Annotated in this window: 14 protein-coding genes; 5 read left to right on the plus strand and 9 right to left on the minus strand. The window is 46.1% G+C overall.

Annotation, left to right across the window (positions count from 1 at the left end):
- Positions 1 to 1,731, plus strand: coding sequence for a hypothetical protein (locus T426_RS23970; RefSeq protein ID WP_211253568.1), 1,731 nt, complete (start codon positions 1 to 3; stop codon positions 1,729 to 1,731).
- Between the two features lie 472 nt (positions 1,732 to 2,203).
- Here T426_RS23970 and T426_RS0115880 read toward each other — a convergent pair whose 3' ends face one another.
- The 7 genes from T426_RS0115880 to T426_RS0115910 form a co-directional block, all read right to left on the minus strand.
- Positions 2,204 to 2,974: a LytR/AlgR family response regulator transcription factor gene (locus T426_RS0115880; RefSeq protein ID WP_025864408.1), complete on the minus strand. Its 771-nt coding sequence runs from the start codon at positions 2,972 to 2,974 to the stop codon at positions 2,204 to 2,206.
- Between the two features lie 12 nt (positions 2,975 to 2,986).
- Complete coding sequence (locus T426_RS23975; protein WP_159103316.1) at positions 2,987 to 4,009, minus strand: sensor histidine kinase; 1,023 nt, start codon at positions 4,007 to 4,009, stop codon at positions 2,987 to 2,989.
- A 103-nt stretch (positions 4,010 to 4,112) separates the two neighbouring features.
- Positions 4,113 to 5,570: a TolC family protein gene (locus T426_RS23980; RefSeq protein WP_051569007.1), complete on the minus strand. Its 1,458-nt coding sequence runs from the start codon at positions 5,568 to 5,570 to the stop codon at positions 4,113 to 4,115.
- 6 nt (positions 5,571 to 5,576) lie between these two features.
- Positions 5,577 to 8,717, minus strand: coding sequence for an efflux RND transporter permease subunit (locus T426_RS0115895; RefSeq protein WP_036985467.1), 3,141 nt, complete (start codon positions 8,715 to 8,717; stop codon positions 5,577 to 5,579).
- Positions 8,717 to 9,799: an efflux RND transporter periplasmic adaptor subunit gene (locus T426_RS0115900; protein WP_199898563.1), complete on the minus strand. Its 1,083-nt coding sequence runs from the start codon at positions 9,797 to 9,799 to the stop codon at positions 8,717 to 8,719. Before T426_RS0115900 ends, T426_RS0115895 begins: the two co-directional genes overlap by 1 nt.
- Positions 9,800 to 9,997: 198 nt before the next feature.
- Positions 9,998 to 12,124 carry a 5-histidylcysteine sulfoxide synthase gene (gene ovoA / locus T426_RS0115905; RefSeq protein ID WP_025864412.1) on the minus strand — a complete coding sequence of 709 codons (2,127 nt, stop codon included), beginning with the start codon at positions 12,122 to 12,124 and terminating at the stop codon, positions 9,998 to 10,000.
- 124 nt (positions 12,125 to 12,248) lie between these two features.
- Positions 12,249 to 12,782: a DUF7935 family protein gene (locus T426_RS0115910; RefSeq protein ID WP_025864413.1), complete on the minus strand. Its 534-nt coding sequence runs from the start codon at positions 12,780 to 12,782 to the stop codon at positions 12,249 to 12,251.
- Positions 12,783 to 12,993: 211 nt separating this feature from the next.
- Between T426_RS0115910 and T426_RS0115915 the strand changes: the two genes are divergently transcribed.
- The gene (locus T426_RS0115915) at positions 12,994 to 14,187 is read left to right on the plus strand and encodes a pyridoxal phosphate-dependent aminotransferase (protein ID WP_025864414.1); all 1,194 of its coding nucleotides are present in this window, start codon (positions 12,994 to 12,996) and stop codon (positions 14,185 to 14,187) included.
- 57 nt (positions 14,188 to 14,244) lie between these two features.
- Here T426_RS0115915 and T426_RS0115920 read toward each other — a convergent pair whose 3' ends face one another.
- Both T426_RS0115920 and T426_RS0115925 read right to left on the minus strand, forming a co-directional pair.
- Positions 14,245 to 14,577, minus strand: coding sequence for an antibiotic biosynthesis monooxygenase family protein (locus T426_RS0115920; RefSeq protein WP_025864415.1), 333 nt, complete (start codon positions 14,575 to 14,577; stop codon positions 14,245 to 14,247).
- Positions 14,578 to 14,592: 15 nt separating this feature from the next.
- Positions 14,593 to 15,030 carry a hypothetical protein gene (locus T426_RS0115925; protein WP_025864416.1) on the minus strand — a complete coding sequence of 146 codons (438 nt, stop codon included), beginning with the start codon at positions 15,028 to 15,030 and terminating at the stop codon, positions 14,593 to 14,595.
- A gap of 143 nt (positions 15,031 to 15,173) precedes the next feature.
- Between T426_RS0115925 and T426_RS0115930 the strand changes: the two genes are divergently transcribed.
- From T426_RS0115930 to uvrB, 3 genes are all read left to right on the plus strand, one after another.
- Positions 15,174 to 15,785 (plus strand): HAD family hydrolase, encoded by a 612-nt coding sequence (locus tag T426_RS0115930; RefSeq protein ID WP_025864417.1) that lies wholly within the window; start codon positions 15,174 to 15,176, stop codon positions 15,783 to 15,785.
- Positions 15,757 to 16,809 (plus strand): endonuclease/exonuclease/phosphatase family protein, encoded by a 1,053-nt coding sequence (locus T426_RS23985; RefSeq protein ID WP_081782425.1) that lies wholly within the window; start codon positions 15,757 to 15,759, stop codon positions 16,807 to 16,809. The genes T426_RS0115930 and T426_RS23985 overlap by 29 nt, the downstream gene beginning before the upstream one ends.
- A gap of 94 nt (positions 16,810 to 16,903) precedes the next feature.
- Complete coding sequence (gene uvrB, locus T426_RS0115940) at positions 16,904 to 18,949, plus strand: excinuclease ABC subunit UvrB (protein WP_025864419.1); 2,046 nt, start codon at positions 16,904 to 16,906, stop codon at positions 18,947 to 18,949.
- Positions 18,950 to 19,012: the final 63 nt, after the last annotated feature.

The following is a 19,012-nucleotide window of genomic DNA, read 5'->3' on the forward strand; positions in this document are numbered from 1 at the left end:
ATGAAGAGAATATTGTTGTTTGTTGCTGTCATCCTGATGCTGGCGTCCTGCACATCAAAGCCGGAGCTGCGTCATCAGGACAGAGTGCCGCAGAAAATGCTGGAGCGGATCGGTCAAATGTCCGATTTGCCGTCGCCTTATAAAATGCTTGACTGGAAAGCGAAAGCCCGGAAATTCGATCAATTGGTTTTCGATTCCACACAAACCGGCGATTACTGGCCGCTTATCTGGACGGACAATTCGCAAAAAAATTTCCCACAAAAGACATTTGGTCTGTATACCGCTATCGGCGATGTTCGCCAGGGACCAGACCATCATGACGGAATTTTCCATGAATCACTGACCACGATGGGAGCGGTTCTCGGGGCCACCCTGATGGGCATTGACAAATCAAACCAGGATGGGAAAGATTACGTGAACATGCTTCGGAATTATTTCAACAAGGATACGGGTTGGGATATCATGATGAACAATACCTGTCCTCAGGTGGCTCTGCTGGGAGGCGGTTACGGCCGCGACTGGTGGTACGATGTTTTTCCGAATGTCATCTATTACGGAATCATGAATTTCTATCCGAATGAGGAAAATGCCACTCCGCTGCTTCGGTCCATCGCAGATAAATTTTTGGCGGCTGATTCGGTATTGAATGGTAACTATCATCATTCATTCTTCAATTACGGAAAACTGGAACCGGAAGACAGCCATATCTGTCCTCAGCAGGATGCAGCGGCCGGACATGCCTATGTGTTATATGCAGCGTACAAAAAGTTCGGTGATAAGCGTTACCTCGAAGGTGCCAAATCTGCGTTGGACGCTTTATTAAGTCAAAAGGATAACACCTTCTATGAAATTTTGATGCCGTTCGGAGCGTATGTGGCTGCCCGTTTGAATGCCGAAGAAGGAACCCATTATGATTTTACCAAAATCATGAAATGGACCTTTAACGGAGATGCAAAATGCCGCAGAGGTTGGGGGGTTTTAGCTGACAATTGGAATGGTTTCGACGTTTCGGGACTGGTTGGCAGTACTTACGACAACGGTGGCTATGCTTTCCTGATGAATACTTTTGATGTGGCCTGGGCGTTGGTTCCTATGGTGCGCTACGATCCGACCTGGTCAAAAGTGGTTGGCAAATGGATGCTGAATGCGGCGAATGCGGCTCACCTGTTTTATCCGTACGAAATCCCGGACGATCATCAGACCATTCCTCAGTTGAAATCGGTAACCAAAGGTGTTATTGCTTACGAAGGTCTTACCAAGAAATCAGCTTACGAACAGTTTGCGGATATCAAAGCGCCGGTGGCGCAGGGAGATGGTCCCAACTGGGTAAAAGGAAAGAATCCATGGGTAACCCAGTTCAGCGTGTATGGAAGTGCCCAGGCGGGTGTTTTCGGTAGCATTATCGATACCACCAATGTGAAAGGCATTCTTCAGCTCAACCTGTTGGCCTGCGATTTCTATCGCGATAAAGCATATCCTACTTATCTGTATAACAACCCTTATAAGGAGGCAAAAGCCATTAAAATTGATTGTGGTTCAGCTCCCGTTGATTTATACAATGCACTAACGCATAGCTTCATTCGGAAGAATGTAACCGGAAAAACCGAGTTTACGCTGGAACCGAATGGCGTAGCCATGCTGGTATTGGTTCCGGCGAACGGAACGCCTGAATACAATGGAAACAAATTGTTGGTGAATAATGTGGTTGTTGATTATGCAATCTCGAAATAGACAATAGAATATATTTTAGTTTAGTTTGGGTCAAATTGAAACGCGCCGCAGGTACACCCTGTTTGGCGCGTTTTTGTTTTTTTATGGTCTTCGTTTAGGGTGTGGTATTCTACCCCTGAGATGGAATTTTCTACCTCAGGGGATCCAACTTTCTACCTTTAGAGTAGACTTTTCCATGTTTAACCCGGACTTTCCTGTTTTTAACCCAGGGCTTTCCGATCTCAGAAGAGAATCTTCCATTTTGGAAACGAAATCTTTCGGCCCAAAGGCACAATAATTCCCTCTTTCTCAGAAAATTTTTCGCATCGAAGAGAGAAATTTGAACCTTCTTCAGAGAAATTTCTCCCGGAAATATAGACTGTTTCGCCCCTGTAGGTGTAATCTTCTTTGTTTTTCGGAGAATTTTCAGTGTATAAAAACCGGCATCCTGAATCAGAGGTGGTGTTTTCTATTTCAAATATTCAATCGTGATTTACCGATCCAGCCAGTTGCGGAAGAAGCGGGCGCGCTCGCGGCTGACAATGATTTTTTCTTCTGACTCGGGTTTGGTTTTCACGATGAGTTTACCGTTGAACCAATTGTTCACCCGGCTTACCGCATCGATGTTGATGATAAACTGCCGGTTGGCCCGGAAAAACTGTTCCGGATCGAGTTGCTTTTCCAGTTTATCCAGCGGATGATCGACCACGTGATTCACTTGCTGAAAAGTCGTGGCGGTAGTGGTTTTTTGTGAGCTGTATAAATAGGCAATGTCGTTGACATTGATCTTCACAAAACCGTCAGCGGTGGGAACAGCCATCCGTGTACGGTATTTTTTCTGTCCGCTGAGCAATGCTTCAGCAAGATCTTTGTAATCCGAGCCCAACAGTTCGGTAGCTTTAACCTGTTTTTGCATCGCGTCAAGCTTCTCGATGCTCTTCTCCAGCATCGCTGGCTCAATGGGTTTCAGCAAATAGTCTACGCTGTTGACCCGGAACGCCTGAATGGCATATTCGTCGTACGAGGTAACAAAAATGACGAACGATTGCGGTTGAACGGCATCAAATATCTCGAAACAGATGCCGTCGGAGAGTTGAATGTCGGAGAAAATGAGATCGGGATCGGGATGTTTTTTTAACCAGGCCACCGAATCACGCACGCTGTCCAGGCAGGCAAGGATTTGCCAGTCGGGCCTGAGGCTGGTGATGAGCTCGGTCATCATTCGCTGCGTAGGTAATTCATCTTCAATTATCAGCACATTCATAACAATGCGTATTTAATCCAGAAGCGGGATTTGTACCGCGAATTCGATTTCTGTTTCAATGATTTTAATGGTTTTACCAGACAATAACCGGTATCGATCGGATAAATTATTCAACCCGGTTCCGGCACTGTAAGTTGTCTTTTTTTCCTGCCGGTTATTCCTTACCTCCAACATCATCTTTTCGGCGTCAGTCTTCAGATTGATATGAAGCGGTTCCTTTTCCGTTGCCCGGTTGTGCTTGAGCGCATTCTCAACCAGTATTTGCAAGGTGAATGGAGGAATGCGTGACTTTAACAATTCCGGCTCAATCTGGTTTTCCAAAAAGACAGCTTCACCTAGCCTGATTTTATGCAGAAAAATGAACTTTTCGGTGAATTTCAATTCTTTTTCGAGTGTAATGGTTTCGTCGTCGCGGCGTTGCAATACGTAGCGATATACATCGGCCATCTTTCGGGCAAACTCTTCCGCTTTATCGGGGTTATACCGAATCTCAGAAATGAGCACACTCAGACTGTTGAACAGGAAATGTGGGTTCATCTGGTTCTGTAGAACCCGGTATTCCGATTTCAGTTTTTCCTGTTTTAGCTTTTCGTTCTCGATGAGTGAATTGCGCCAGTTGGAGAAGAAGCTACGCAGGAACAGAATACTGTTAAAGATGAGGACGAAAATAGCACCGAAAGCATAGGTCAAAACAATTCCACGAAAGTGCAAATTGGGATGGATGGTGTCCCTTGGAAGGACAGTGAACATCGCAAAGCCCACGATAGCTGTCCATAGCAGACTTAATGAAACCTGCTTGTATACCCTTGGAACAATGCGAAAGAACCACGGCGTTTTCCGGTCGAGATACCGGTTAATGAGAATGTTTCCTTCGCTGAGCAGGTTGAAACCAATGATGGCCAGAATATACGGATATGAGTCGTTAAGCGGATTTTGCGTGGGCGTCAGAATAAAATTGACAAACTGAAGGGTCAGGAGGGCCAGTATGGACACAATGCCCAAACGTATCAATGTGAAGCGAAACTTATTCGACATGATGCCTTCCTTTTTATCTCCGAGTCCGAAATATAGCATAATTCTTTACGTTCTAAAATTAGCGGATACGAATCCCTTCAGCCTGTCAATGAATCACCACAGGTTACTTCTGATTGTTATTTGCTTGTTCATTAGCGGCCGGCACCAGCTTGCCAATGGTTTTCAGGTATTGTGTTACACTTAATTTGACATCCGATTTGGCATCGATGTTATCGCTCAATGCTTTTTGCCACTGTGCTTGTCCTTCGAGGTAATTGGCCAGTGTTTCCATGCCTACTTCGTAATTATCCTTACTCTCTTTCAGATTTTCCTTGGCTTGCTCCAGTGCTTTTTCCGTCATGGTCAATCGGGTCACTGCATCCTTGAGGTTGAACCTTGCCTGGGCAATTTCCAGCATCATCTTTTCGGTGATGTCCTGCAGATCGGTCTTTTGCATTTCCTGCTCGGCCTCTGCTGCCCTGATTTTGTTCCGTCCTTCGCCCCAGTTGAAAATGGGGATTTTAACGGAGGCCATGGCCGTGAAAGAGGTATTGGAATAGTTCGATCCATTGATTTTTGGTCCTTCCAGGTAATTATACCCGGCTGATGCCCCCAGTTGCGGAAGGAAGTCCGCACGGGTCAGATCGACCTGCTTCTGTTTCAGTTCCACTTGCTTTTTCACGATTTGCCAATCGGGGCGGTTTTGAGGATTTTCATCTTCCGGGTTGGTCGAGGGAATTACTCCGACGGTCAAACTATCGACAGCTGTTACTGAAGTATTCAGCGGCAAACCGATAATGCGGCAAAGGTTCATACGAGCCAGTTCACGGCCGTGCTCTGCTTTCTGGATCATCAAAACGGCCTCATTCTTTTTCACTTCAGCTTTCAGCAAATTGTTGCGGGAGCTCATGCCGGTTGTATAACTGTTTTGCAAAATGTTGACCAGCTCATCCAGCATCTTCTCATACTTTTTTGCAGCTTTTACCTTGTCCTTCAACGTTAGGTAGGTCCAATATGCTTTATCACTTTCGTAGATGACATTCGATTGCTGCAACCGGATGTTCGAATCAGCCATATCTTCAGCCAAACCCGCCATTTCGTTTGCCTTGCGGATTTTGCCTCCCATGTAAATGGGTTGTTCCAGTTTTAATCCGGCCAAAGCCACGCCTTTGAGCCCGATTTCCAGGTTGACGTTGGGCATGAAGGCGTACATATTAAACACCGGATTCCCGTCTGAACCTATTACAGGTTGCCCTGTGGACGGATTAACCATTACGTTGGGCTGTAACTGCCCGCTGGCATCCGGCTTGTAGGTCGGCAGATAGCCTCCATCGATCGTGTAATCAATGGTCTTGGGCGTATACAGAAACGTTCCGGTAGCCGATAATTTCGGGAAATAGTTGGCCCGGTAAGCCTTCTTGTCATAGGTGGCTTTCTCTTTCTGTGTGTTGGCCTTACTGATCTGCTTGCTGTACTCCAGCGCCATTTCGCGGCATTTGTCCCGGTTGAGGGATAGCTGGGCATGAGCAACCGTTGCAGATGCAAGGAATACGAAAATGAATGTATGAATTCGTTGTATCATGGTTGATTACTTTTTAGATGCTTCCCGTTTGGGATGATGAATGTGAAAGAAAAGGGAATAGAGCACCGGTATAAAAATCAGCGTGATGAGCGTTCCGACCAGCAAGCCGGCCATAATGGTGACCGCCAGCGAGCCGAACATATCGTCTGGCAGGAGCGGAATCATACCGAGAATGGTGGTTAAGGAGGCCATCATCACGGGGCGTAAACGCGAAGCCGATGAGTCAATGATCGCCTGATAACGGTCTTTCCCCGATTCGATTTGCAGGCCTATCTCCTCAATGAGCACTACACCGTTCTTAATCATCATACCAATCAGTCCCAGGGCACCAACGATGGCGACAAAGCCGAACTCTTTTCCCGACAAGAGCATTCCCGAAACAATCCCAATGGTAGCCAGCGGCAAACTGAGCAGGATGATAGCTGGTTTCTTGAAATCCTTGAACAAGGCAATCAGGATACCAATCATCAGGATAATCGCCATGGGCAAATGCATGAACAGATACTTCTGCGATTCGCTGCTGGCTTCATATTCGCCCTGCCATTTTAGGTGGTAACCGTCGGGCAGTTTGATCGCTTCGATTTTGTCTTTGATATTTCGACGAACTTCTTCCGGCGAATGCCCGGGCACATTGTTGCACTGTGCTTTGATAGCCCGTTCGCCATTGTACCGACGCACCACTGGTTCTTCCCATTGGGGAGAAATACCTTTGGTAGCCTGATTGAGCGGCTTACTTCCCATTGCTTTCTCCAGAAGATCGGCCTTGGTAGTCTGCCCGGTCAACAATCCCCGCAACTCTTGCGGACTAATATTGCCGATAGTGGGGGTGAGACTCCAGACCGGAATGTTATCCAGCTTTTCAACGGGTTTGCCCTCTGCATTGGCACTCTTCAGATAAATCGGGAGTGTATGTCTGCCTTCGTGGTATTGACCGACGGGCAAGCCATCGGTGGCTGCCAGCAACGCCAGGCTAACGTCGCTTCGGGATAGTCCGGCCTGACGAGCCAATGGTTGGTAATAATCCACTTTCAGGTAAGGGGTTTCGGGCTCCCAGTTGTTGGTGACAAGGGTAGCCGTTGGCTCTGCTTTCATGATGTCTTCAGCTTTGCTTGCAAGCTGTTTCAGAACCGCCGGATCGGGACCGGTGAACTGTGCTTCGATGGGATACTCCTTGTACATCAGGTTATACCGCTTCATGCGTACATAGGCCTGAGGATAATGAGCTGTCAGGTATTTCTGCAAAGCGGGCATTTTCTCTTTGAGTGCATCCGGATCGGTAAAATCGACGATCAGTTCACCATAATTGGAAGAGGGCAGTGTGATAGACCGAACCAGGTTATATCGCGCCGGTGTACCACCCACACTGGTAGTTACATGTGTCACTTCCGGTTGTTTCATCAAGTACTGCTCGATGCTGTGCAGGTCACTGTTCACTTGCTCAATACGGGTTCCGCCATGAGCCCGGTACTCGATGTAAAGCTGATTATAGCTCAAGTCGGGAAAGAATCCCTGTTTGACATATTTGAATGAGAAAGTGGTGATTATTAACAGCAAGATGGTGGCACCAATGGTGAGGATTCGGTGGTACAACAGGAAGTTCAGTATTTTCCTGAAGAAGTCATATATTTTACCTTCGTGTGCACCTTTTCCATTCCCTTTTATTTTCGATTTCTTGAAGCGCTTTTCAGCGATGATGGGGATATGCGTTAGTGCGAGAACCCAGCTTAGCAGCAGCGATACGGCCAAAACGATAAACAGGTCGCGGACATATTCGCCAGACGTATCAGGCGATAGGAAGATGGGGAGGAAGGCGATAATGGCAATCAGCGTAGCTCCCAACAACGGCAATGCTGTTTTTTTCGAAGTATTGCGTAAGGCCTTTGACTTCTTCACCCCATTTTGCAAATCAACCAGAATACCATCTACAATCACAATGGCATTGTCGACCAGCATTCCCATGGCTACAATCAGTGAAGCCAGTGAAACACGCTGCAGTGTTCCATCGAAAAAGTTAAGGAACAGGAATGATCCCAATATGGTTATGATAAGTCCGCTTCCGATAAGAATACCGCTCCGCAGTCCCATGGTGATCATCAGGATGACAACCACAATCAACACCGATTCAAGCAGGTTAATCATGAAGCCTTTGATGGCATCTTCCACTTTGTCGGGCTGAAAGAATACTTTGTGGAAGCTGATGCCGGCCGGAATTCTGGCTTTTTGCAATTCTGCCAGTTTATCATCGATTTTCTGACCTAAACTGATAACGTTACCGCCGGGTTCCATTGAGAATGCTATGCCTACCGCTTTTTGTCCGTCGTAACGCATTAGTTGGCTATAAGGTTCCTTATAACCTCGGGTCACGGTGGCCACATCCTTTAACCGGATTTGGTCCGATTCGTGTCCCTGAATCAACAGATTCCTGATATCGTCAATGCTTTTGTAGGTATCGTTCACCGCTACCCGAAGACGCTTGCTTCCGGCGTTGAACTCTCCGGCATAAACCGTTTTGTTCTGGCTGTTCAGTGTGCTCAGTATTTCGGCCGGATGAACGCCTAGATTGGCCATTTTATTTTCACGAAATTCTACGTTGACACAGGGTGTGCGTTCTCCGTAAATATGTACCCGGCTGACACCCGGTATATTCTGAACTTCACGTTTTACCAGGTCAGCATAGTCCGACATTTTTTCGTAGCTGTAACCATCGGCCGTCATGGCATAAAACATACCATATACATCGCCGAAGTCATCGACAACCATGGACTGCTTTGCTCCATCGGGCATTGAAACTTGGGCATCGTGTATCTTCCGGCGAAGGATGTCCCATTTTTCCTCCAGTTCACTTTTCTTGGTCGTACTTTTCAGCTCGACCTTTATCTCGGAATAATTATCCAGCGAGCGTGATTCGACGGTTTTGATGTCACCCATCGAACGAATGGCTTTCTCCAGTTTGTCAGTTACCTGAAGCTCGACCTCATGGGCCGAAGCCCCCGGGTAAACGGTTATTACCAGGGCCTGCTTTACTTTGATTTCCGGGTCTTCGAGCTTGCTCATCTTGAAAAAGGAATAAGCTCCGCCGGCAATCAGGACGAAAAGCAGGAAATAAACCAGTGGCTTATTTTTAAATGCGCTTTCAGTCAGATTCATTATAACAGTCCTCCCACATTCGTTTTGCTAACGGGTGCCAGCGGTTGTACTTTCTGTCCTTCTTTCAGTGAATGAACACCGGCAGTAACGATCAATTCTCCTGGCTTTAATCCGGAGGTGATTTCCATCGTTCCATTACTGCGAACGGCTTTCGTAGTTACCTGCCGGGCTTTGATTTGATGAGATTCGGGTGAGTAAACCCAAACCATGGAATTTCCATTTTTGTCGAAAACAGCAGTGACCGGAACCAGTACCAGATTCTGTTTTCCCGAAAGGTAATTGATGGTAATGTTGACACTCATGCCTGCTGCCACGTGCAGGTCCTGGGGAGGCTCTAAACGGAAACGAGCCTGGTATAGTTGGTTCATATTTGATTTGGGAACAATCTCCAGCAATTTCAGCGGAATAGGCTGATTGGGATATACATCCACCGTGCAGGAGAAGCCGGCGAATTGGTTTTGCCGGATATAATCGGTAGCCGGAATGTCGGCATTTACTTCAAAATGTGCTGTGTTGAGGAACGAGACAATCGGATAACCGGCATCCACCGTTTCGTGATTGTCGTAGAATTTCTTCTGAATATAACCGTCGAAAGGAGCAACCATCCGGGTATCTTTCAAAGCGTTTCGGTTGGCTGCGAGTTTGGCCGTAATGCGTTTCAGACCCGAAATAGCTTTGTCGTAATCGTTGGGCGTTACACTGTTGCGTTTGTATAGCTCTTTTACCCGGTCGGCCTGGGCTTTTACCTGGTCATATTCGGCCTGGGTGGCTGCCAGTTGTATCTTGTAATCGCGGGGATCGATTTCCGCTATCAGTTGTCCTTTCTTTACAAACTGACCTTCCTGCACCGGAAAATGGAGAATTGGTCCCGCAACGCGGAAAGCCAGATTCACTTCGGTGGCTGGTTTAATTTTCCCGGGATATTGAACGGATTGCATTTGACGACCCTGCATAACCGTATCGATTTTTACGGTTTGCATTGTGGTCTGTTCGGTCTTTTTCTCTTTACATGCGTTGAAAAACAGGATTATCACCGTCAATAAGCCTGTTGTCAGAAATCCTTTCACTGAGGTTCTCATCATTATTTCACCTTTTGATTTTGGGCAAAATTATGACGTAAATGGCGGTGATCGGGATGAAAAAGGAGTGAACCGTCGATATCGTGACTTGAAATGAAATATGCTTTCCTGAAACGTTATTCAGAATTGTAGTCAAATTAGGCATAAAAAATCCCTTGCCCGACTGATGGACAAGGGACTATGTGATAGCTTATTTGCTTGTTAACGTTTTTCCCAGAAGGAAATTTCGATGTTCTTCACTTCGTATTTTCGTTTGGAATAGGGCAACACGGATGGTAGATGTTCGTCTTTGTCAACCTGCTCGAAATGTTCTGAAAGCAATTGATTCAACGCTTCCCGCGTCCAAACGGGTTCGCCGTCTTCGCGGTAGCCACCTACCCAATTGCTTTTCTCCGTTCGTTCCTCATCCCAATTGTACGAAGAAGCAATGACCAGCATGCCGCCGTCATTGAGTCTTTCGTGTACCTGATTGAGGAGTTTTGACGGATTGTACATTTCATCCAGAATATCATTCAATAAAATCAGATCGTAACCGGTGTACAGGTCTTTCAGGTTGGATGCGTCGGCCTGGTAAAAGGCAACTTTTTTGGTCAAGGCTTCCATATTGAGGTCCTTCAGATTAATCTGATGATAAGAGACCAGTTCGCCCTCTTCCGGGAAAATGTATTGCATGTTTCCGTTTTCCTGAAGTTCGATAGCCAGTCGAATATTCCTTGCGGTGAAATCCAAACCGGTCACTTCGTCGAAGGCTCGGGCCAGTTCCCAGGTCGAACGCCCGGTTTTACAACCCAAATCGAGTGCACGTCCGGTTTTGCCGTGCATTCTTTCGATGCACATTTCAGCTATTGCCTGATGGTAATTAGGGACCCCATGTAAGCCAGGTCCGTATTGAGCGTGGCAATAGCGTACCACTTCCGGATCGGTTTCATATACATCGCGTTGAATGACTACCTGATTTTCAGATTCCACATACCGGAAACCGGCATGTTGATAAAAGTGCCGGCGGAACGCATAACGCGCATCGCGGGTGGCTTCGTTTCCAGTAGAAATCCATGAGCCACCTTTGATGAGATTGTGTCGCAGATCGAATGTTGGCGTTGAAAAGTCGTCGTAGAACGGATGAACTTTGAAGCCACCAAAGCCAGATATGGGCGTCTCTGTCCACTGCCAAACGTTGCCGATGATATCGTAGAAGTTGCCAAATGCGAATTCGTTCACCGGACAGGGACTCTGGTATTGCTCCATGTTGATGTTGCCGGGCGCTTTATCCCAGTATGGCTGATCGGGAATTTGTGCCAAATCGCGCATCCGATACCACTCCTCTTCTGTAGCTAACCGGATGGAACGGCCGGTTACTTCCGATTTCCAATTGGAAAAGGCTTTAGCTTCGAGGTAATTAATCTCGACGGGCCATGACCACGGCATAGCTATTTCGTTGTAAACGAGCCGGAGTTTCCAAGCGTTGCTGTCTTTTATCCAGAATAACGGATGTTCGGCTTCTTTGTAGCTTCTCCAGCTCCAGCCTTCTTCGGTCCAGTATTTTTCTTCGCGGTAGCCGCCTGCTTCCACAAATTCCAGAAATTCGCCGTTGGAGCACAGATATTTCGAAGCTTTGAACGGCTTCAACTCCACTTTGTGTTGGCCATATTCATTGTCCCAGCCATAAAGCGGATGTTCCCGGTCTTTTCCCATCTCAACCATCCCGCCGTCTACGGGAAGTAAGGTGTTGGCTGGTGCCTGACCATTTTCATCGCAAATTTTCCAACCTCCAACTGGCTTCAAATATTTCAGCGGAAGCTGACGGATTAAAACCGACGAGGTTTCGAGATGGATGCGCGCGTGCTCAATGCCCATCATTATAACCCAGAACGGACTTTTCCAGTTGACTGGAAGATTAAGCGGAGTCTCACGGATCACCTGGTCGACGCGTTCACGAACCTGCTTCCGGTAAGCACGAACTTCATCAATCGGGGGCCAGTCGTAATGGTTCATATCCAAATCATCCCACGACATTTCGTCAACACCGACGGCGAACATCGATTCGAATTTTGGATTGATGCGGTTGTCAATGATTTTAGACAGAATGAGTTTATTGATGAAGAATACCGCGGTGTGACCAAAGTAGAAAATCAGCGGGTGACGAAGCGGATCGGCCCGTTTATACATAGCCGATTCGTCGGCAAATACTTCGAATAGATGTTCGTCTATATCAAATGTCTGGTGAAAATAGGATAATATCCGTTGCCGCATTTCATCGGCTGTTCCTGCATTGAGGATGAGGGTACGGGTATCGAAAAGTTCTTTTCGGTTGGCCGTTATTGTCTTCATGATTTATGGTTCGGTGGTTACTGTGTTGATAACACGATAATAGGGGGGAATTGTTTATTTTATCCTCATAAAAAATGTGAAAAAACAGCGATTTGTCAGATTACTTGCTGATTACTACATTCTTTTAAAACAACATACGAACCTCTTTTTTTAATTCAGCCAGCGCAATGGCTACCGGCTGCTCCTCCAGCTCCATGTATTGCTTGAAAATCTGGTTGCTCAGTGAAATGGCGGGATCGTCCTTCTTTACTTCATCAGCTGCCTGGTTGATGAGCATGATTAACGATTCTTTTGCTCCTCTTAGTGCTTCCCACGCCGGAACTGATACGTATATCTGTTGCGAAAGGTTGTGTTCGTATTCCTGCCGGATTTGCTTAAGCAATTCGTAATGAAATTGGGCGGCCGAAATATCAGCCGATAAGGTGCGGTTTAAAAGCGATTGGGGTGAAATACGCTCGAGAAACATCGTTAGCCTTTCATAGGCCTGCAACCGGACGGGTGTTACTTGTCCCTGATTTTCGACCCTGAATTCAAATTCTCTTTGTCGCTGACTATTTTCGAGCATATCGCGAAACAAAAAATAAGCGGTTAAGAATACAACCAGGGCCGGTAAAGTAATTTTCAAGATTTCATAAAAACTATTGATATTGCCATCCATTTGAGAAAATTTTAAATTTTTCCAGACGAAAACTGTTAATCTGTTAAAATATGATGAACTTTTTTGTCAATTGTCCATTTAATAGAGTCGGGGTCCAATAAAAATTTCTACTTTGCCCTCGGAAACTATAACAATTATAAAGAAATTTACCGAAAATTCACCGGAACATAGTTTGGCCGGTAATTGAACAAATTTTCTGATTCAGACTATTATGGAAAAAGTTGCCGACAGGATTGCACGTCTATCCGTTTCACAAACCCTGGCCATGGCCCAAAAAAGCCGTGAATTGAAAGAACAGGGAATTGACGTAATTAGTTTGGGAGTGGGTGAGCCCGATTTCGACACACCCGAATTCATTAAGGAAGCTGCCAAGAAAGCAGTTGATGAAAATTTTTCGCACTATTCTCCGGTTCCCGGATACCCGGTGTTGCGAAATGCCATCGTCAATAAGTTGAAACGCGACAACGGTTTGGATTATACTCCTGACCAAATCGTGGTTTCCAACGGTGCCAAGCATTCACTTGCCAATGTGTTGCAGGTGGTGGTCGAAGAAGGTGACGAGGTTATTGTACCGGCTCCTTATTGGGTTACTTACGTTGAACTGGTAAAGCTTTCGGGAGGTAAAAACGTGGTGATTGAAACTTCGGTTGATTCCGATTTCAAAATTACGCCGGCTCAACTCGAAGCAGCTATTACACCTAAGACACGAGCCTTTCTGTTCAGTAGCCCCAGCAATCCTACCGGGAAATTATATACCCGCGAAGAATTGAAAGCTTTTGCTGACATTTTTGCCAAGCATCCAAATATCATTGTCATTTCCGACGAGATTTACGAGTACATCACTTATGGCGGAAAACACGAATCCATCGGTCAATTCGATGCCATCAAGGATCAGGTTATCGTAGTAAACGGTGTCTCGAAAGCATACGCTATGACTGGTTACCGGATTGGTTACATTGCTGCTCCAACCTGGATTGCTAAGGGATGTAACAAATTGCAGGGACAGTATACATCAGGACCGAACTCGGTCGCTCAGATCGCTTCGGCCGCTGCTATTAACTCCGATAATTCCGAGGTATTCAAAATGGTTGCTCAGTTCGAGAAACGCCGCGACATGGTGATGGAGCTGATGGCGGAAATCCCCGGATTGAAAACCAGCAAGCCCGATGGCGCTTTCTATGTGTTTCCGGATGTAACTCATTATTTTGGAAAGAAAGTTGGCGACACTGTGATTAACGACGCCACCGATTTAAGCATGTATTTGCTGAATGAAGCGCATGTTGGTGTGGTTACTGGTGCTGCTTTTGGTGACCCGAATTGTTTGCGGATTTCTTATGCTGCTTCGGAAGCCGAATTACGCGAAGCGATTTCCCGTATCAAGAATGCGCTGAGTAAACTTGCATAAACTCCCGTTTATTATCATATAAAAAAGAGGAGGGCCGAAAGCCTTCCTCTTTTTGTTTTATTGTTCGTCGCTATTTCTCTCAAAATCATAATCGCGTTCAATCTTTGCGATCCGGGTTTTAAAGCTTTGATACCAATCTCTTCTCCCTTTTTCTCTTGCTACTGTGTGCTCCGCATTTTCCTTCCATTTTCTGATGGAATCCAGATCACGCCAATAAGAGACGGTAATTCCTAACTCATTGCGGGCACTTTCCACGCCGATAAACCCATCTTGCTGTTTCGCCAACTCGACCATTCTATCGGACATGGCGGCATATCCATTGTCTCCCTCGGTTCTTACCGAGCTAAAAATAACGGCATAGTAGGGTGGCTTGGGTGTTTTTGCAATCATAACAACTACTAATTTCTATTTGAGCGAATCCTTCATCGGTGCTTCCTGTTTTACCGCCGGTTTTTCACCTCCATTGCGGATAAAATGATTGTACTGGAAGAATACAGCAATTGCATAGGCTACTGCTAAAATGGCCAATATAGAATACCGTTTGCTTTTTCGCTGCCGCAGAAGGATGGAGAATAACGCCAAAATTCCGGCAATTCCGGCTTGCCATCCTAACGCGAGTACCTGAAAATCGACTGGCATATTTCCGTCGGGTAACGGGTGGGGATTCAAATCGCCGAAAAGATTCACACCCAGAGCGAAAAGTCCCGTGGCTACAATGGTCAGCCATCCGGCGATAGATAGTTTTCCTTTCTTTTCCACATAGCCGAAAATCACCAGCCCAATTCCCAGGAAAATTGCCCATTGGGGAATGATGGTATAGAGGTAAAACGGATTATTACTCATTTGTTATTTCAATTGATTGTTACGGCGAAAAATAGGGAATTTTCAGCAGTTTGGTCAGTCATTTTAAGTTTTCTTAAACTAATTGCTACGTGATAGGCAGATAACGAAGGATTCGTTATTTTTACATCTATTTTTATTTCTTTATGAATTACAAGTTAGAAGTTGATCCGCGGGCTCGCGGGCTTATTTTTGATATAGACGGGACGATTTGCGATACAATGCCGGTGCATTATATTGCATGGAGGGACACTGCGAAAGAGTATGGCATTGATTTCACGATTCCTTTGTTTGAATCGGTGACAGGAATGCCAGCACTGGAGACGTGTCAGCTACTGAAGGAGAAATTCAACAAGAATTTTGCCCCGGAAGAGTTTGCCCGAATCAAGGAGTTGCGTTATGAAGAGAATATTCATAAGGTAAAACCAGTGGAGCCGGTTGTCGAATTGATTCATGAATACCACGGGAAACTGCCCATGGCATGTGGCACCGGTGGTTACAGGCGGTTGGCGTGGATGGCTTTGGAAAAAGCCGGAGTAAAAGAATGCTTTGAGCATTTGGTCGCGGCGGAGGATGTAACGCACCATAAGCCAGATCCCGAAACATTTTTGACTGCTGCCAAGCTGATTCAGGTAAATCCAGCTGATTGCCAGGTTTTTGAAGACGGAAAACTTGGATTGCAGGCTGCTGAATCTGCCGGAATGATTGCAACTGATGTTACCAAATACTATGAAGTTACCATTGGCCGTGAAGTATAATCGTTTTTTCTTAGCGATGATGTTGGCGGGAAGCCTGCTGCTCATCGATTCGTGTAGTACTCCCAGAAAGAGTGAACCAAAAGTAAAAGCTACTTCGGTGGTTTTCTACAATGTGGAAAATCTGTTCGATACCATTAATAATCAGGGCGAACGTGATTTTGAGTTCACTCCCGAATCTCCCAAAAAGTGGAATAGCGAACGCTATACGAAAAAGCTGAATGATATCTCGCATGTTTTAATGGATGTGGATACGGTTGGTGAACCGGGATTAATCGGATTGGCTGAAATTGAAAATCAGTCGGTGCTGAATGATTTAGTCCGGACCAAGCGAATGGCTCCTGAAAAATATCAGATTATTCACGAAGAGAGTCCCGATTACCGGGGCATTGATGTGGCATTACTTTATCGCCCCGACATCTTTAAAGAGATAACGCATACGGTTATCGGGATTCACTTTAAAGATGATCCGGATTATCATACGCGTGACATTCTTTACGCGAAATTATTGACAGGTAAACATGACACGCTTCATGTGTTTGTGAATCACTGGCCGTCACGTCTGGGGGGACTCGAAAAATCGCAACCCAAACGCGTCTTTGTCGCTTCTGTACTTCGGGCGCAGGTTGATTCATTGCTTGCGATTAATCCCCGGAGCAAGATCATCATCATGGGCGATATGAACGATGAACCGGAAAACAAGAGTCTGTTCGATGTGTTGAAAGCGATTCCGGGTACGGATGGCACGTTGCACAGTCTGCTTTACCAGGCTTCCATGAAGGGAAAAGGAACCTATTATTTCCGTGGTAACTGGAACATGCTCGATAACCTGGTTGTGTCGCATGATTTGTTGACAGCGAAAAATGGGTGGACTACCGTTCCGGCCTCAGGTATGGTTTTTCATGAAAAATGGATGGAATACCATAATAAAAAGGGAGAAATGGCACCTAACCGAACCTATGGCGGACCGAATTATTACGGTGGTATCAGCGATCATTTTCCGGTGTATTTTATCCTGCATCGGTAATTAAATAATAGGATTTACATAGAGTTCTCCTTCCGGCCGGAAGGAGAACTTTTTTGTATATTACTCGTTCGGTTTAAACGAATAACCGTTAGCTATGAAGTTTAAAATTGTCTCAGAATATCAACCTACCGGCGATCAACCGGAAGCAATTAATCAACTGGTTAGGGGATTGAACGATGGAGCGAAGCACCAGACATTGCTGGGTGTTACGGGCTCGGGAAAGACGTTTACTATGGCCAATGTGATTGAACGGGTTGATCGACCTACGTTGATTTTGAGCCATAACAAAACATTGGCAGCGCAGTTATACAGCGAAATGAAGCAGTTCTTCCCGGATAACGCGGTGGAGTATTTTGTTTCGTACTATGATTATTACCAGCCGGAGGCCTATCTTCCGGTTACGGATACATACATTGAAAAGGATTTATCGATCAATGATGAAATTGAAAAGTTGAGGCTGAGTACTACTTCGGCCTTGCTTTCCGGACGTCGCGATGTGATTGTCGTTTCGTCGGTTTCGTGCCTGTATGGTATCGGTAATCCTGAAGATTTTCATCAGAATGTGTCGACATTAAAAGTTGGTGAAACCGTTAGCCGGAATGCTTTTCTGCGTCAGCTTGTCGATGCGATGTATTCGCGCAACGAGGTCAGTTTTAACCGGGGAACCTTTCGTGTGAAAGGCGATACGGTGGATGTGTATCCTGCTTACGCCGATTATGCCTACCGAATTGTTTTTTGGGGCGACGAGATTGAAGAATTGATTTCGTTTGATCCAGAAACGGGACAGGGAATTGATGAGCATGACAATATTATAATTTATCCGGCGACCATTTTCGTTACCACGAAAGAGCGCACGCAATCAGCTATCCGGCAAATTCAGGACGATTTGGTTAAGCAGATTGAGTTTTTCGAAAATGATGGCAAACGACCGGAAGCGAAGCGAATTGACGACCGGGTGAACTACGATTTGGAAATGATTCGTGAGTTGGGGTATTGTCCTGGTATCGAGAATTATTCCCGCTATTTTGATGGTCGTAAAGCCGGAACCCGTCCTTTCTGTTTGCTCGATTATTTTCCGGATGATTTCCTGATGGTTGTGGACGAGAGTCACGTGACCATCTCGCAAATCAGGGCGATGTATGGTGGCGATCGCGCACGTAAAGTCAATCTCGTGGAATATGGATTCCGGCTACCTGCAGCAATGGATAACCGGCCCTTGAAGTTCGAGGAGTTCGAGGATATTATCAATCAGATTGTCTACGTTAGTGCAACACCTGCGGAATATGAACTGGAAAAAAGTGAAGGGGTTGTGGTGGAACAAATCATTCGTCCAACCGGCTTGCTCGATCCGAAAATTGAAGTTCGTCCCAGCACCAACCAGATTGACGATTTGATGGAAGAAATTCATCAGCGGGTGCAGAAGAGCGAACGCGTTTTAGTCACAACACTGACCAAGCGGATGGCAGAAGAGTTGACTACCTATTTCACCCGGATGGATATTCAAACCCGTTATATTCACTCCGATGTGGATACGCTGGAGCGCGTGCAGATCATGGAAGATCTCAGGAAAGGAGTGTTCGACGTCTTGGTCGGAATCAACCTGCTTCGCGAGGGATTGGATTTACCGGAAGTTTCGTTGGTCGCTATTCTGGATGCTGATAAGGAAGGTTTCCTCCGTTCGGAACGCTCGCTGACACAGACGGCCGGTCGTGCCGCAAGAAACCTGAATGGTTTGGTCATTATGTATGCCGATACCATCACCAAATCGATGCAGCGGACCATTGATTCAACGAATCGCCGTCGTGCCAAACAGATGGCTTACAACGAAGAGAACAACATTACCCCGCAGCAAATCATTAAAGCAACCCGTGAGATAATTGGTTACGAATACCGCAAAGAGAAAGAAGCTGCTTCTTCCGCGAAAGCGTATGGCGGACCGCCACCGGCTGATGTGGCTGCCGATCCGGTTGTGAAGTATATGACAGTGGATGCATTGGAGAAAGCCATTGCTAACACGAAAAAAGAGATGGAAAAAGCAGCGAAGGAACTGGATTTCATCGAAGCTGCCCAGCTGCGTGATGAGATGTATCGCCTTCAGGAGTTGCTGAAGCAACGCTCGGGAGAGAAAAGCAGGCGGTAGAAATATCGAATCTTCAGACTACGAAACATATAGACATAAAAAAGCCCCGCTCTTTGGCGGGGC

Source organism: Prolixibacter bellariivorans ATCC BAA-1284 (genome assembly GCF_000621705.1).
GTDB classification, from domain to species: Bacteria; Bacteroidota; Bacteroidia; order Bacteroidales; family Prolixibacteraceae; genus Prolixibacter; species Prolixibacter bellariivorans.

Excerpts from the sequence above, each read along its gene's own strand:
- T426_RS23970 (WP_211253568.1), top strand. The coding sequence starts at position 1 with ATGAAGAGAATATTGTTGTTTGTTGCTGTCATCCTGATGCTGGCGTCC.
- T426_RS0115880 (WP_025864408.1), bottom strand. The coding sequence starts at position 2,974 with ATGAATGTGCTGATAATTGAAGATGAATTACCTACGCAGCGAATGATG.
- T426_RS23975 (WP_159103316.1), bottom strand. The coding sequence starts at position 4,009 with ATGTCGAATAAGTTTCGCTTCACATTGATACGTTTGGGCATTGTGTCC.
- T426_RS23980 (WP_051569007.1), bottom strand. The coding sequence starts at position 5,570 with ATGATACAACGAATTCATACATTCATTTTCGTATTCCTTGCATCTGCA.
- T426_RS0115895 (WP_036985467.1), bottom strand. The coding sequence starts at position 8,717 with ATGAATCTGACTGAAAGCGCATTTAAAAATAAGCCACTGGTTTATTTC.
- T426_RS0115900 (WP_199898563.1), bottom strand. The coding sequence starts at position 9,799 with ATGATGAGAACCTCAGTGAAAGGATTTCTGACAACAGGCTTATTGACG.
- ovoA (WP_025864412.1), bottom strand. The coding sequence starts at position 12,124 with ATGAAGACAATAACGGCCAACCGAAAAGAACTTTTCGATACCCGTACC.
- T426_RS0115910 (WP_025864413.1), bottom strand. The coding sequence starts at position 12,782 with ATGGATGGCAATATCAATAGTTTTTATGAAATCTTGAAAATTACTTTA.
- T426_RS0115915 (WP_025864414.1), top strand. The coding sequence starts at position 12,994 with ATGGAAAAAGTTGCCGACAGGATTGCACGTCTATCCGTTTCACAAACC.
- T426_RS0115920 (WP_025864415.1), bottom strand. The coding sequence starts at position 14,577 with ATGATTGCAAAAACACCCAAGCCACCCTACTATGCCGTTATTTTTAGC.
- T426_RS0115925 (WP_025864416.1), bottom strand. The coding sequence starts at position 15,030 with ATGAGTAATAATCCGTTTTACCTCTATACCATCATTCCCCAATGGGCA.
- T426_RS0115930 (WP_025864417.1), top strand. The coding sequence starts at position 15,174 with ATGAATTACAAGTTAGAAGTTGATCCGCGGGCTCGCGGGCTTATTTTT.
- T426_RS23985 (WP_081782425.1), top strand. The coding sequence starts at position 15,757 with ATGAAGTTACCATTGGCCGTGAAGTATAATCGTTTTTTCTTAGCGATG.
- uvrB (WP_025864419.1), top strand. The coding sequence starts at position 16,904 with ATGAAGTTTAAAATTGTCTCAGAATATCAACCTACCGGCGATCAACCG.